This is a genomic window from Streptomyces mayteni, from assembly GCF_054783955.1.
In genome coordinates this window covers 25,225-39,838 of record NZ_BAAGPR010000075.1, presented here as the reverse complement: position 1 = coordinate 39,838, position 14,614 = coordinate 25,225, and the positions used below count along the sequence as shown (strand labels likewise).

The 14,614-nt window shown below is 72.8% G+C and carries 13 protein-coding genes; 3 read left to right on the top strand and 10 right to left on the bottom strand.

Annotated elements, in window-relative coordinates; genetic code table 11:
- From ACYVPE_RS27390 to ACYVPE_RS27380, 3 genes are all read right to left on the bottom strand, one after another.
- On the bottom strand, positions 1 to 635 hold a 635-nt coding region (locus ACYVPE_RS27390; RefSeq protein WP_461036398.1), incomplete at its 3' end, for an ADP-ribosylglycohydrolase family protein.
- Positions 632 to 1,363: a GntR family transcriptional regulator gene (locus tag ACYVPE_RS27385; protein ID WP_461036397.1), complete on the bottom strand. Its 732-nt coding sequence runs from the start codon at positions 1,361 to 1,363 to the stop codon at positions 632 to 634. The genes ACYVPE_RS27385 and ACYVPE_RS27390, both read right to left, overlap by 4 nt.
- A gap of 77 nt (positions 1,364 to 1,440) precedes the next feature.
- Positions 1,441 to 2,454: a LacI family DNA-binding transcriptional regulator gene (locus ACYVPE_RS27380; protein WP_461036396.1), complete on the bottom strand. Its 1,014-nt coding sequence runs from the start codon at positions 2,452 to 2,454 to the stop codon at positions 1,441 to 1,443.
- Positions 2,455 to 2,714: 260 nt separating this feature from the next.
- Between ACYVPE_RS27380 and ACYVPE_RS27375 the strand changes: the two genes are divergently transcribed.
- Positions 2,715 to 5,441, top strand: a complete 2,727-nt coding sequence (locus ACYVPE_RS27375; protein WP_461036395.1) for a carbohydrate-binding protein — start codon at positions 2,715 to 2,717, stop codon at positions 5,439 to 5,441.
- 100 nt (positions 5,442 to 5,541) lie between these two features.
- On the opposite strand, the gene ACYVPE_RS27370 is transcribed toward ACYVPE_RS27375, so the two are convergent.
- On the bottom strand, positions 5,542 to 5,751 hold the full coding sequence (locus tag ACYVPE_RS27370; protein WP_461036394.1) for a DUF397 domain-containing protein: 210 nt from the start codon (positions 5,749 to 5,751) through the stop codon (positions 5,542 to 5,544).
- A 394-nt stretch (positions 5,752 to 6,145) separates the two neighbouring features.
- Here ACYVPE_RS27370 and ACYVPE_RS27365 point away from each other — a divergent pair, with 394 nt between their 5' ends.
- Positions 6,146 to 6,403, top strand: coding sequence for a hypothetical protein (locus ACYVPE_RS27365; protein WP_461036393.1), 258 nt, complete (start codon positions 6,146 to 6,148; stop codon positions 6,401 to 6,403).
- A gap of 289 nt (positions 6,404 to 6,692) precedes the next feature.
- Entirely contained in the window at positions 6,693 to 7,376 is a 684-nt protein-coding gene (locus tag ACYVPE_RS27360; RefSeq protein ID WP_461036392.1) for a glycoside hydrolase family 11 protein, read from the top strand.
- 12 nt (positions 7,377 to 7,388) lie between these two features.
- Here ACYVPE_RS27360 and ACYVPE_RS27355 read toward each other — a convergent pair whose 3' ends face one another.
- The 6 genes from ACYVPE_RS27355 to ACYVPE_RS27330 form a co-directional block, all read right to left on the bottom strand.
- On the bottom strand, positions 7,389 to 8,618 hold the full coding sequence (locus ACYVPE_RS27355; RefSeq protein WP_461036391.1) for a vWA domain-containing protein: 1,230 nt from the start codon (positions 8,616 to 8,618) through the stop codon (positions 7,389 to 7,391).
- Positions 8,615 to 9,820, bottom strand: coding sequence for an AAA family ATPase (locus tag ACYVPE_RS27350; RefSeq protein ID WP_461036390.1), 1,206 nt, complete (start codon positions 9,818 to 9,820; stop codon positions 8,615 to 8,617). The genes ACYVPE_RS27355 and ACYVPE_RS27350 overlap by 4 nt, the downstream gene beginning before the upstream one ends.
- Positions 9,821 to 9,860: 40 nt before the next feature.
- A complete protein-coding gene (locus tag ACYVPE_RS27345; RefSeq protein ID WP_461036389.1) occupies positions 9,861 to 11,171 on the bottom strand; it encodes a hypothetical protein in 1,311 nt (436 codons plus the stop codon).
- An 80-nt stretch (positions 11,172 to 11,251) separates the two neighbouring features.
- Positions 11,252 to 13,141, bottom strand: a complete 1,890-nt coding sequence (locus tag ACYVPE_RS27340) for a zinc ribbon domain-containing protein (RefSeq protein WP_461036388.1) — start codon at positions 13,139 to 13,141, stop codon at positions 11,252 to 11,254.
- 71 nt (positions 13,142 to 13,212) lie between these two features.
- Positions 13,213 to 13,839 carry an IS607 family transposase gene (locus tag ACYVPE_RS27335; RefSeq protein WP_461036387.1) on the bottom strand — a complete coding sequence of 209 codons (627 nt, stop codon included), beginning with the start codon at positions 13,837 to 13,839 and terminating at the stop codon, positions 13,213 to 13,215.
- Positions 13,840 to 13,945: 106 nt separating this feature from the next.
- The gene (locus ACYVPE_RS27330) at positions 13,946 to 14,569 is read right to left on the bottom strand and encodes an SRPBCC family protein (RefSeq protein WP_461036386.1); all 624 of its coding nucleotides are present in this window, start codon (positions 14,567 to 14,569) and stop codon (positions 13,946 to 13,948) included.
- Between the last annotated feature and the right edge of the window lie 45 nt (positions 14,570 to 14,614).

Here is a 14,614-nt window from a genome sequence, read left to right as displayed (position 1 = left end):
GTCGCCGCGGAGACGGCGCCCGGCACGGCGGCCGCCCGGTCGCCGCCGCCGACGCCGGTGCTGACGGCGGCGGCGACAGCCGCCGCGCCCGCGATGCCGATCGTGGTGTCGTGGGTGACCTGGCAGGACTCCACGACGCGGTCGAGGAACGCGTCGAGCGGCCGGTTGGCGAAGGCGATGCCGACCGGGGTGACGCGCATGGCGGCGCCGTTGGTGGTGCCGGTCCGGCCCGCCTCGCTCGGCGGGACGCCGCGGGAGACGGCGTCCAGGGCGGCCTTGGTGGAGGGGCCGAGCAGGTCGAGGGAGCCCTTGGCCTTCATCTCCCGCTCCCAGCCGAGCAGTTCCTCGGCGAGCCGGAGCGGGTCGATCCGGCCGCCGCCGTCGGCGAGCAGCCGGCCGACGAGGACGGCCTGCTCGGTGTCGTCGGTGACGGAGCCGGCCGCCATGCCCGCGCTGATCGGGTTGACGGGGGCGGCGGCCACGAAGCCGGAGATCGGCCCGTAGACCCGCCGGACGTCGTCCCGCGCCATCGACTGGGTGGGCATGCCGAGCGCGTCGCCGAGGGCGAGGCCGTAGTAGGCGCCGAGCGCCCGGTCGAGCAGCGGGGGGTGGGGCGCGGTGGTGGTGGCGGTCATGACGGCTCTCCTCGGCCGGAACGTATGCGCAGCTGGAACCGGCCGGGGTCCAGGAGGCTGGTGATCTGCTCGACGACCGAGTCGTCGGCGGCCCGGTAGACCTGGGCCAGCTGGATGAAGGGCTCGCCAGGCGAGCGGTGCAGCGCGGCGGCCTCGGCCTCGTCGATGGCGCGCACCGAGACCAGGCCGTCGCCTGAGTGGCTGATCCGGCCGGCGGCGAGCAGCGCCCGGCTGAGCGAGCCGTGGTCGAGGCCGCGCTCCGGCAGGGCGGCCAGGGCGCCGACGGCGGGCACCCGGCTGTGTTCGAGCGAGACGCCCTGCCCGTCGGGGAGCCGCCTGACCCGGTCGAGGGCGATGAACCGGTCGGTGTCGAGGCCCAACTCCGTGGCGAGCGCGGGGTCGGTGATCTCCTCGAAGCGCAGGGTCTCGGTGGACAGCGCCACGCCGCGCTCGGCCAGCGCCTGGGTCCAGCCGCCGCGCCCGTCGAGCGGCGCCCCGTCGAAGGTGACGAAGGAGCCGATGCCGGCGTGCGTGGCGATCAGGCCCTGCTCCCCCAGGACCTTGAGCGCCTGCCGCAGCGTGGTCCGGCTGACGCCGAACCGCTCTCGGAGCGCGTGCTCCCCCGGCAGCCGGCTGCCGTCGGAGTGCACCCCGGCGCGGATCTCGTCCGCGAGCACGCGGGCGATGCGGTGGTGTTTGTGAACCTGCTTGTGAACCTGTCCAGGCATGTACAGAAACTAACCGGACCCGGCCCGTTCGGTCCATGGTTTCCGGCTGATTTTTTTCGAACGCTCGACCGGGAAGATCAGCGCGTGGCCGGCGGCGCCGTGCTCGCGCGGATGACGACCTCGGGTCGCTCCGAGGAGAAGCGCCGCCGCGACGTCCCGTCGACCACGCCGGTCAGCAGCGCGAAGCCGCGCTCCCCGAGCCCGAAGAAGTCCTGCCGCACCGTGGTGATCGCGGGCGTCCACAGCTCGGCGAGCGGATGGTCGTCGAAGCCCACCACGCTCACGTCATCCGGCGTCCGCAGGCCCGCGTCGGCCAGCCCCCGGATCACGCCCATCGCGACCTCGTCGTTGCCGCAGAACACCGCCGAGACCGAGGCGTCCCCGGCCAGCCGCCGGCCGGTCTCGCGCGCGGCGTGCGGCGACCAGGTCGCCGTCTCCAGCGCCGGGACGCGCGCCCCCGCCGCGCGCAGGGCGCGGCGCCAACCGGTCGTCCGCCCGTCCTCGCGCCGGGAGGGCGGCACCGGCACGTGGTGCACGGTGGGGTGACCGAGCGCCAGCAGATGCCGGGTCAACTCCTCTGCCGCGCCCGCCTCGTCGAGCACCGCCTGCGGCACCCCCGGCTCCCTGGCCCCGGACAGCGCGACGACCGGCACGTCGGGGGGCATCCGGCGCAGCGCCGCCACGCCTGGCGGGTCGAACTTGAGCACCAGCACGCCGGCGATCGCCTGCGTCAGGACCAGCCGCAGCGCCCGGTCGGCGTCCGCCTCGTCCGGGCCCTCGACCACGCTGATCATCACGGTGTGGCCGGCGGCCCGCGCCGCCGCCTCGATGCCCCTGATCGTCTCGGCGTAGCCGTACTTCGAGGTGTCGCCCGCCACCACCGCCAGGGCCTTGGGCCGGCGGGAGACGAGGGCGCGGGCGGCCGCGCTCGGGCGGAAGTTGAGGGTCCTGACGGCCTCCTCCACCCGCTCCCGCTTCAGCGGGCTCACCCGGGCGGCGCCGGAGAGCACCCGCGAGACCGTCGGCACGGACACCCCGGCCATCCGCGCCACGTCGGCCATGGTGGCCGGCCGTCTCGAACCGGTGGTCACTCGCCCCCCTCACCCGCACGCGGCCCCTGCCGCGGGCCACGACCGCGTCACTGTACCCGGCCACGCCTCTGAAAGCGCTATCAGCACGAGTCTTGAAAGCGCTATCACGCCGCTGTTACGGTGACGCGACTCCACCGCCCGAGCGCCGTCAACGCACCGTCAACGCACCGCCCGAGCGCCGTCCGAGCGTTGCTCCGGCCACAACTCCGTTCACCCGCATCCCGGTTCGCCGGCGACCCCACGCGAGGGAGCAGTTTGCGATGAGGAGATCCCTGAGACGTCTTGCCGTGGCGGCCGCCGCGGTCACCGCGGCCGGGCTGCTGGTGCCGCCGGGCGCCGCCGCGGCCGAACCCGACGTGCTCGCCGTCGACTTCGGCGAGACCACCGGTGACTTCCGGGGCGGCGCGAGCGGCACGCTCTACGGCTTCGGCGACGACGGCTCCCCCACCCAGGCCGTCATCAACGGCGCCCACATCACCAACTCCTCGCAGAAGCCGCCCGCCGGGCTGCAACACCCGAGCGGCGACGTACTCAACGTCGAGAACGGCTTCTTCGACAAGCACGGCAGGGAACTCGCCGTCTACGTCCAGGACTTCTACCCCGACTGGGGCTACCACGGCGGCGTGCGCCCCGAGGACACCAGGACCTACGACCAGTCGGACGGCTCCTGGACGGAGGGCGGCAACGGCGTCTGGGACTACCTGGAGGTCGTGCGCCACGTGGTCACCGAGATCGCGACCCGCTCCGACCACCCGGAGGACTACCTCTTCGTGCTCTTCAACGAGCCGGACCTCATCTGGTACCAGGACTGGCCCCGGATGCGGGAACGGTTCCTCGCCGACTGGAGCGCGACCTACGACCTGGTCCACGAGATCTACGACGACGTCTTCGACGGCGCGATCGAGCCACGGATCGGCGGCCCAGGACACTCCCGTTGGTACGGCTCCCGGGAGCCGGCGGACCGGCAGCGCGAACGCGACATCCTCGAGTACGCGGTGGCCGAAGACGTCGTGCCCGACACCTACATCTGGCACGAACTCGGCGGCTCCGACCCCGACCGGTTCCGGGCCAACAACGCCGAGTTCCGCGTCCTGGAGGACGAAGTCCTGGGCAGCGGCAGCGAGTTGCCCGTCACCATCAGCGAGTGGGGCGGGCTGCCAGACATGGGCACCCCGGGCAGCATCGTCCGGTGGTTCGCGGCGTTCGAGGAGGAGAAGGTCGACGCGCAGACCGCCTACTGGAACTACGCGGGCAACTTCTCCGACAACATGGCGCGCGCGAACGGCGCCAACGGCGGCTGGTGGCTGTTCAAGTGGTACGGCGACCTCGCCGGCGCCGAGACCGTGGAGGTCACCCCGCCGCACCCGGACGACCCGTCCTCGCTGCGCGGCATCGGCGCCGTCGACGCGGAGAACCGGCGGGCGACCGTCCTCTACGGCGGCACCGGGGCCGACGTCCGGCTGACGGCCGGCGGCCTGGACCGCGCGCTGTTCGGCGACCGGGTGGACGTCGAGGTCAGGGAGATCTCGCTCAGCGGCGCCGAGGGCCTGCACGGCGACCCCCGGCTGGTCGCCGCCCACGAGGGGGTGCGCGTCGACCGGGACGGGACGCTCGCCGACCTGACCTTCCCGACCACCGACGCCGACTCCGCCTACCAGGTGCTCATCACCCCGCGCCAGGCGCGCGACGTCGAGCGCACCCGCGCCGAGCAGCCCTGGAGCCGGTCCTTCGAGGCCGAGGACACCGACCTCACCCAGGCGGCGGTCCGGGACGCCACGGGACACGAGTTCCAGGCGTCGGGGGACGCCGACGTCGCCTGGTTCAACCAGGTCGGCTCGCGCTCGGAGTTCACCGTCACCGTGCCGCGCGACGGCACCTACCGCCTCCAGGTGATCGGCTCGGCGCCGGCCCCCGGCCGTCACGCGCTCTTCGTCGACGGCGCGTTCGCCGAGACCGTCCAGTACGCCGCCAACCTGTCGACCAGGAGCCGATGGCTCTACCGCGGCAGCGCCGAGGTGGAGTTCGAGCTGACCGCGGGCGAGCACCGGCTGTCGCTGCGGGCGAGCCGGGACGGCACCACCGCGCTGCCCAACAGCGACATCACGCTTGACCGTTACGTGCTCACCGACGTGACCGGGGGCGACCGGACCGTCCACCCCGCGAGCACCATGCGCCTCTCCGGCGGCGCCCACCTCACGTTCGACGCGGCACGGACCCGCGGCTCGGCCGCCGTCGCCGGCGCCGGCCAGCGGGCGGATCTCTATGTGGCGGCCTGGGAGTCGGGCTACCACGACCTGACCTTCGACTTCGCGAGCTCCGCCGCCGCGTCCGCGACCGTGCGGGTCAACGGCGTCGAGGTCGGCACCCTCGACGCCCGGCGCGCGGGCACCTGGCGGGCCACGGCGCCCGTCCACCTCGCCCAGGGCGTCAACGAGGTGGAGATCTCCTCCGCCGACGGCGTCTCGATCGCCGCCGTCACCACCGCGCGGAACCGGGCCGCGGACGAGGCGGTGGTCACGGTCGAGGCCGAGGACGCCACCCTGCACGGCCGGGCATCGGTCACCACGCTGCCCGGCAGCTCCGGCACCAACGCCTCAGGGGGCGCGTTCGTCGGCTGGCTCGGCGACGAACCCGACAACACTCTGGAGATCGAACGCCGGGCGGGCTTCGACGAGCCGGGCCGCTACACCGTGGTGGTGCGGTACGCCAACGCCGAATTGGTGGGCGACCACGACTACAACCCGCAGGTCGTGGACCGGCTGCTACAGATCTCCGAAGCGGGCGCCGACGGGTACGCGGCCGGGACCCACTTCCGCAACAACCACCACTGGGACAGCTTCTGGGAGCGCTCGATGAGCGTGACGCTGTCCACCGCGGACGGCGCCCTCACCTTCGGCAACGACGAACCGGGCGCCTGGGCGCCGAACATCGACTCGGTGGCCATCGCCCCGGTCGCCCTCGGCGACTTCACGACGACGGCGAGGTAGCCGCCGGTCACCGTCACTCGGCGAGTGTGACGTCAGGCCCGCGATCCAGCCCTTGCGGCGGCCCTGACGTCACACTCGCCGCGTCCGGTTGGTCAGTTCGTCAGTCGGCGACGAGGTGGGCAAGGAGCGCGGCGAACGCCCCAGCGGGAGCCGTGAGAACCGGGCCTTTCGGCTCCTTCGAGTCACGTATGCCGGTCCATCCTTGGCACTGGGCGACCTCTACGCACTCGTTTCCATTGGGGCCGCTGCGGCTGGACTTGACCCACCCCGCCGCATCGAGGGCGGCACGGGTGAGCGGGCGCTCGGTCATCTGGTGTACTCCTGTCGGGCCTTGATGAATTCGCGTCGAGTGCTCGCGGCGTCAAGAGCCTGGGCTCTGAGATAGGCGAAAGTCAACGTATACCTGCCAACCTCGTCGGCGTTATCGAGATACAAGCCACGATGGTGCAGCTCGATGAAGGCGCGGCGGCGAGTTGGCCGCCGCTTCGGGGCACGGTCTGTGTGGGGCGGGGGCAGAGTCGCCTGCCGGCGCCAACGGTCACGCGGCAGGTGCGGCGACGGACGGTGGACGGCCGGCGGTGGCTCATGCCATGGGGGCCTCGCCTGGTGGAGGCGACGGACAGCGCGGTGGTGTGCGAGGCGGTTGCCGCAGCCATCGCGCACGGCCGCCTCGGGCGCCACGCCCAGTGCGAGGAGCTGCACGAATGACCCCGGGCGTGGACGACTGGCCGCCCGAAGTGACGTGGCGGCTGCTGGTGGGGCTGCGCGCCAGTCTCCAGTGCTGGTCGTGCGGTGAGGGGACGCGACGCGTGCGGCACGCCGGCGAGTTGGTCGGCCCGCTGGGGCCGGTGCCGCTGTACCTGTGCGAGGACTGCGGCCGGCGACAGGAGCGGCTGTATCGGCGCGCGATCGGCCGGGAGGCGGCCGATCAGGCCAAGTTTAATCCGGAAGATCTCCGATAATTTTCGGAGCTGCCACCCTGACGCTGGTTGCCGATTCGACGCCTTCGACGGGTGAGCCATCCCGCACAATCCTGTGAACAGGTCAGATGCCGGCTGCCGGCATCCGCCACCGGTACGGGATTTCCGTAATCCTTGCGGAAGTAGTTGACAGCGCGTCAGAGCCGGACCACATTGTCATGGCATCGACACGACCCGGTCGTCGGCCGCTCGACGACCGGCCGAGCCGCGCCGTGTCGCCCCCACATCACGTCACCGCCTGGCCCCCGCCAGCCCTCGACGAGGAGGATGCATGTCCAAGGACGACGTCCCCGCCCAGCCGATCAGCCGCCGACGCTTCGTCGGCCGCGCCGGCGCCCTGGCACTGGGCACGTCCGTGGTGATGCTGCCTGGCGTCGCTCACGCCCAGACCATCACCACGAACCAGACCGGGAACCACAACGGCTACTACTACTCCTTCTGGACCGACGCCCAGGGCACCGTCTCCATGACCCTGGGCAACGGCGGCAACTACAGCACGTCCTGGCGCAACACCGGCAACTTCGTCTGCGGCAAGGGCTGGAACAACGGCAGCCGCCGCACCGTGAACTACTCGGGCAGCTTCAGCCCCTCGGGCAACGGCTACCTGTGCCTCTACGGGTGGACGTCCAACCCGCTCGTCGAGTACTACGTCGTCGACAGCTGGGGCACCTACCGGCCGACCGGCACCCACCGGGGCACGGTCAACAGCGACGGCGGCACGTACGACATCTACCAGACGATGCGGTACAACGCCCCGTCCGTCGAGGGCACCAGGACGTTCCCCCAGTTCTGGAGCGTCCGGCAGTCGAAGCGGGTGGGCGGCTCCATCACCACCGGCAACCACTTCGACGCCTGGTCCCGCTCCGGGATGGCCCTCGGCAGCTTCAACTACTACATGATCCTCGCCACCGAGGGATACCAGAGCAGCGGAAGCTCCAACCTGAACGTCAGCTGAGGGGACGCCGGCTCAGCCGATGACCACCGTGCGCGCCCACCCGGGGGGCGCGCACGCGGGATCGTGCCCGCGCCACGACCGGAACGCCCGCCGGTCGAACAGCCCCACCACCGTCCGGCACGGCGGCGCCGCGTCGGGCCACGGCGTCTGCCCGTCCGTCAGCGCCACGACGACGTCCGGCGCGGGCCGGGTGCCGAGCGCCCGGCCGAAGCCGGCCCGCAGGTCGGTGCCGCCACCGCCGAGCAGCGGTATCCCCTCGGCCCGGCACAGCGAGTACGCGACGTCGGCCGCCGCGTCGCACGACAGCACCGAGACCAGGTCGCGACGGCCGCCCAGGGCCCGGGAGATCGCGGCCACCTCGAGCAGCGCGCTACCCAACTCGGCGTCGCTGACCGAACCCGAGGTGTCGATGATCACCGAGACCCGGGGTGGCGTGCGCCGCAGGCTGGGCAGGACGACGCCCGGCAGGGCGGTCGAACGGCGCGCCGGCCGGCCGTAGGTGTAGTCCCCGCCCGCGCCACCGCCGGCGGCCGCCGCGCGGATCGCCGCCCCCAGCAACTCCCGCCAGGGCTGCGGCGGATGGAACGCCTCCTCGGCCCACCGCCGCCAGCCGAGCGGCGCGTCGCCCGGGGCGCCGTTGATGCCCTGCGCGACCCGGAACCGCACCGCGTCCCGCTCCTGGTCGCTGAGGCCGTGCGCGCCGTCGGGCCCCAGGTCCCACTGCCGTTCCAGGCCGTCCGCGCCGCTGCCGCAGTCGAGCCAGAGCAGGTGCGCCCCGAGCCCCCTGAGTTGGAAACGGCGCAGGTACTCCTCCATGAGCTTGCCCTCGGGCAGCCCCAACTGCTTGGGGTAGACGGCGTCCTTGGGCCAGGGCAGTCCGTCCCCGTACACGTCGTCGTTGATCTCGAGGTCGGCGGCGATGTTCGTCCGCAGCCGTTCGCCGCGCCCGGTGAGCCCGCGCTCCCGCGCGACCCGGTCGCCGCGCCCGTGGTGGTCGCGGAGCAGGTGCGAGACCTCGTGCACCCACACGCCGGCCAGCTCGTCCACCGGGGTCCGGGCGACGAAGGCCGGCGAGACGTAGCACCGCCAGTGCCGGTCGACGGCCATGGTCGGCACCCGCCGCGACTCCACGGGGTGGAGGGCGAACAGCGCCGTCGCCAGGTAGGGCCGGGCCCTGGCGGCGTGCAGCCGGGCGGCGAACAGCTTCTCGACGTCCAGCGTGCCGGACGGGCCGGCGCTCATCGTCCGCCCTTCCCCGCGGCCACGATCCGGTCCGCCCGCCGGGACAGCGACACCACGCCGGCCAGCCGCTCGATCGTCGCCGGCACGTCCCAGTCCTCCCGGCGCAGCGTGGCCAGGGTGGTCGCGGGGACGACCACCAGGTCGGGAGCGCCGGTCTCCACCGCCCTGACCAGCAGCGCCCAGGCGGCGTCCCAGCGGGCCCGGTCGGGGCGGGCGCGGACCGCGGCGACGACGCCGTCGAGCGCGGCCTGCCGCAGGTCGCCCCGCTCGGGCAGCACGGCGCCTGCCGGATCGGCGAGCAGGGTCTCGGGGTCGGGGAGGTCCATCCGGTCCAGGTAGGCGAGGAGTTCGAGCCCGGGGCCGTCGCCCACCGTGCCCCGCACCAGCAGGGAGAGCACGTCCCTCGACGCGCCGGCGGCGGTCGCGAAGGCGACCAGGCGCAGCGCCATCTCCCAGCTGCGCGGGGATGGCCAGGCGCCGCCGCGCCTGGTCTCGTTGTCGGGCAGCCGGTGGACGAGCCCTGGACGCCCGGTGAGCAGCCCGCAGACGGCGCGACGGGCGAAGTCCACGGCCTCCGGCAGCCGTTCGGGGGCGAGCCTGGGCAGGGTGGCCAGCGGCCAGGTGCCGCCGAGGCCGCGGACCACGACCTCGTGGTCGTGGGCCCACTGGAGGTGGACGAACCGGTTGGCGAGCGGCGGGCTCAGCTCCCAGCCGTCCGCCGCCGACCCGCGGGGGTTGGCGGCGGCCACGATCCGGACGCCGGGCGGCAGCCGCAGCGCGCCGACCCGCCGCTCCAGGACGAGGCGGAGCAGCGCGGCCTGCACGGCCGGCGGTGCGGTGGAGAGTTCGTCGAGGAAGAGCAGCCCCCGGCCTGCCCTGACCAGGCGCACGGCCCAGTCCGGCGGGGCCATCGGGACGCCCTGCTCGGCCGGGTCGTCGCCGACGATCGGCAGGCCGGCGAAGTCGGAGGGCTCGTGGACGCTGGCGATGACGGTGGTGAGCGGCAGGTCGAGGGTGGTGGCGAGTTGGCCGATGGCGGCGGTCTTGCCGATGCCGGGCTCGCCCCACAGCAGCACGGGCAGGTCGGCGGAGACGGCCAGGGTCAGGGCTTCGAGCTGGGTGTCGGGGCGCGGTTCGGTGGTGGTGTCGCGGAGCAGGGTCAACAGCTCGTGGGCAACGTCGAGTTGGGCGTTTCTGGGCATGGTTGATCACCTGGGTGGGTCGGTGGAGGAAGAGAGTCGGTCAGCGGGTGATGGTGTGCCGTGGGCGCGAGCGGTGGTCGCCGGGGCGGGACGGGCGCGGGGGGAAGCGGCGGGTTCCGGGCTCGGCCAGGCCGGCCCGGAACATGCCGTGGTCGATACGGCGTTGGGCAGCCGCCGCCAGTTCGTCCCGCAGGTCGCCGTCGCGCAGCGTCGCGTCGGCGCCGAGCAGGTTCTCGACGACGGACAGCGCGCCGGCGGTGTCGCCGTGGTCGAGCCGGGCGCGGACCTCGGCGAGGCCCGCCGGGCGGCGGTGTGCCTCGTCGATCGCCCGCAGGCAGGGCAGCGGCGTGCCGGTCAGCGCGGCGAGCAACTCCTCGCGCCGGATCTCGGCCGGGTCGTGGTCCAGCGCGACCAGCACGCCGTCGACCACGCCGATGCGGTGCTGTTCGCCCCGGCACTCCACCGGGCGCGGCCGGCCCGCCCCTTCACCGACCCCGGCCGCGTCGGGCGGCCGGTGGTCGGGTGCCAGCGCGGCGGCGACCAGCGGATGCAGTCGGTCGGCGTCGATCGCCCCGGCGCGGAGCAGCGCCACGTCGGGCGGCACCCAGGTCGCCGCGTCGGGCAGCACCGGCATCGTGGTCGCCTTGGGCGCCATCGTGATCCGGGCCCCGTCGGTCGTGACGTCGAGGACCAGTCGCCGGCTGCCGGGACGCACCAGGACCGGGCCTACGCGCCGCCTCTCGGCGGCGAGCAGGATCCGCGCCTCGGCGGCCCACCTGCCGACATCGTCGTCGCCGTCGTTCCCTGATCTGGCCCGCAGTTCGCCGGTGCGCCGGGCGTCCCAGAGGTGGCGGTGCAGGTCGAGCCGGAACCGCCGGTTGGGGTGCGGATGTGGATGGTGCCGGGCGGCGGCCCCGGCGCGGGAACCGTGCCACAGGGCGAGGCTGAACCGCTGACCCGCGCTCGCCCAGGCCGGGGGCGTGCGGACCACCAGGTACAACGGGCGCCGGCCTTCGGCGCGTTCGGGGTCGTACCGCGCGAGCGCGATGGTCAGCCCCGGGCGGAGCAGGCCGTCGGGGGCGATCCGCGGTAGGTGCCAGCGCAGCAGGTCGGGGGTCAGGTGGCGGAGATCGGCCCGGAGCCCGGCGGCCACCTCACCGCCGTGGGCGCGGGCCACCGAGCGGAGGTTGAGGTCGACGTCGACGCGGGCGGCGGCGCAGGCCCCCGCCCAGTCCCCGACGCGGCGACGGGCGGTCGCGGTCTCGATCATGGAGGGCGGCACGGCGAACTCGCGCACGCGCTGCCAGAGGGAGAGACGGAAGGAATCCTCGTTCGCGATCTGAGTGAGCATCAGCACTCACCTTGCGCGGACGGGGCCTCCCAACTGATGTGAGAGTGAGTCTTCATCGGGAGGGAGCATAGCGTCTCTGATCAGCTGAGCGAACCTATGTGAACCGTAGGGTCTGCCATGGGTTCTGCCCACCGTGGTGGGGCGGCGTGAGCGTGGAGATGGAATCCCGCGCCGAGTGCTGCTCCGCGTGGCCGGTGTCGGCTGGTGGTGGGTGTGCTGATCGTGGTCACGCCCTGGTGCCGGTGGGCTGCGCGGGGCAACCGTTGCCGGTCCGTTGGTGCGTGTCCCTCCGGACGCTGGCCGGCGCGGTCCGAAGGCCGTGCCGGGGAGGGAACCTCACGTCGCCTGGGCGTGAGGCGGTTGGTTCGCCGGGTCGGGCCGGTCTTCGACCGGTCCGTCCGGCTGGTCTTCTCGGTGGCCGTGATGACGGCCTTGGCCTCCATCGTGTCCACCACCGTGCGGATCATCATGGTGCCGCTGGCGCGGTCTGCGACGGTCTTGGTCTGGTGGGCGAGGCCGCGTGCAGCGATCCGCCGCCAGGCGCCCTGATCCCGGTCGCCCTGCCAGCCGCAGTCACGGCTGGGGCAGATGGCCCACTTCCAGCCCGACACGGTGGGCCGGTCGGGTGCCTTGCGGTGTCTGAGCGATGTGAGGCAGTGCGGGCAGTGCTTCGAGGTATTCCTCGGCGGCACCGTCACGACCGCGATGCCAACCTCGGCTGCCAGGTGCCGCATACGGTCGGCGATCTGACCGCGCACGGTCTGGGACATGCGCGTGTTCTGGGTGCGGCCCATGCCCCCGGCTTCCATCGACCGAAGGTCTTCCAGATAGATGACCGCGGCCCCGACCGCGACGGCCTGATCGACACTCCAGCGGGCAGCAACCCACGCCAACGCGTCGTTGAGGTTGGACCGGCGCCGCGAGACGCGCCGGATCTCCTCCTCCAGCACAGCGTTCTTGCCGTCCAGGGCGGGATCGGCGAGCCGCGTGTAGTGGTCGGTTCTAGCGTGGAGACGCTCAAAGTTGCGGCGCAGCCTGTACTGCTTGGCCAGCACCCCGGCGGCCCGGAACTGGGCGCCGGAGCCGAGGGCGGTGATACGTCCGTCGTCGTGGAGTCGGGCCGCGCCCGCGCTGAGAAGGGTGTTCAGTCCCCAGTCCACGCCGAGCGCGACCGTGTGCCCAGTGCGCCGGGTCTTGGGGACGGGGTGGGTGTAGGCGAGGTCGGCGCGTACGTGGCCGCCCGCGACGCGCAGCGTCGGCAGGTGGATCACCGCGCGTCCCGGGACCGTGGGCGGCAGCGCGATCGGGCACTGAACCCACGTCCAGTCCGCGTACGTCCGCGGGTCGGCCCGGGTGGGGAGTTGCAGCCGCAGGAGAGCTTTCGCCGGCTCGGTCGCGGAGCGTTCGATGGTGGCCTGCTGCCCGTCGCACGCGGCGAGCGGCAACACGCGTGGCACACGCGAGGTGGGCTCCAGTTCGAACACGTCGGCCGCCAGACGCCCGTGCTCACGCTCAAAGGCAGTGATCTGGCGGGTGCGGGAACGGATGATGCTGGACGGCAGGTACTCACCTCCCGGGATCGCGGCCCGCACGTGGTCCCACTCCCCGGGGGTGCGCTTCTTCGGGTCGGCAGGCCAAGCGGCCAGCACACCGCCCACCACGTCGGCCCGCCACTTCACCGAGCGCAAAGCGCGCCCGGCCTGCTCCTGGGCCATGCGGACGATCCGGTCATTGACCTTCACGTCCTTGTCGGGTGCGGTGGTCCAGCCCAGACGCCGCAGCGCCATCCACGCATTCGACGGCAGCTTCCTCCCGCCCGCATCCTGCCCGGCCGCAAGGACGTCGACGTCGGTGGTGTTCCAGTGCTCGGCCAGAAGCGCGCCGGTCATCTGGGCCACCAGGCCGACACACCAGCCCAAACGCTCCGTCACAGCAGCAGCGGTGAGGAGTTCGCCGGTCTTCTCGTCCACGCCCGAGCGGATGAGGGCGCGGGCGCAGGCGGTACGGGAGGTCTCACCGTCAGCGAGAGGCAGCTTCCGGCTCACCCGACACGGCCCTGGTCGCCGCACTGCCCAGACTCGGCCAGCAGTCGCTTACGGTTCTCCGCGCTACGCATCCCGTACAGACGGCCCGCGAACGCCGTCACCAGGGAGACGAAGTCTTCGAGGAGTTCATCCCGGCCGCCGAGCTTCTTCGGACGCAGGACCTCAACGGTGACCCCGTACACAGCCAACAGCCGCTTCAGCCAGCCCACCCCGAACCGGGCCAGCCGATCCTCATGTGTGACACGCACGACAGTCACCGAGCCGTCCGACACCATCGCCAACACCCGGTTCAGACCCGGCCGGTTCTCCTTCAGACCCGAACCACGATCCTTCACGACCTTGACGATCTCCCCTGTAGAGGTGGCCCGCAGTTCGGCCTCCCGCGCCTCCAAAGAGAACTCCTGACCCGACGAGCCCGAGACGCGCACATACAGCAACTCCATGCGCGGACGGGAAGTTGAGGAGTCACAGCCGCGCTTCATGTTCTCCACGTCCACCGAGGAGAACCGCCGCTCACGGCCGCCCCACGTGAACGGGATTTTTCCGTCCAACGCCCACTGACGAAGCGTCATCGGGTGTATCCCGAGACACTTCGCCGCCCTGGACACGCGCAACAACTCCACACATGCGACTATACCTGCGCAAAACTAGGAATAACTAATGAAGTTGGTGAACCTTCCTCCCCGATCCCCCGCCAGGGCCGCCGGCGGCCACCGGCCTCCGGCCCCGTCAGTCTCCGCAGGCCCGGGCACCCTCGGCGGCCGCCTCCAGATAGGTCAACCAGGCTTCCAGCCCCCTGCCCAGGTACTCGGTCGCCAGGTCGACGTCGGCCTCGACCTGCTCGCCGGTCCAGGTCTCCTCGGTGTGTACGAGGACGCCGCCCTCGACCTCGGTGAAGGTCCACAGGTGGACGCCCTCGTCGATGCTCAGCCCCTCGCCGACCGCGGGCCCGCTCCACAGCAGGCAGGAGCCGCGCCTGAGTTGTTCGACGGTGGAGGTGATCTCCAGGGTGGTTTCCGGGGTGGTGGGGGTGGCGGGCGCCGGGGTGGTCCACCGGAACTGCGAACCCGCCCTGAGCCGGCCGGAGTCGAGGCGCTCGCTGGTGAGGACGGGCGCCTGCCAGGACGGCCAGTTCGCCACGTCCGTCTGGAACTCCCAGATGGTGGCGAGCGGCGCGTCGATCAGGGTGTCGGCCTCGTAGCGAATGGCGGCGTCGGGGTCGACGCCCTCCCCGCGGCAGGTGCCCGGGGCGTCGCGGTGGTGGGCGGCCTGGGCGGGCGCGGCGGCGAGCCCGAGGAGGCCGGCGAAGGCGAGGGTGGCGGCGAGCGTGGTGGACCGGCGGATGCCGAACATGGTGGCGGTGGCCTTTCGTTCGGGGGCGGGGGCGGGGGCGGGGGC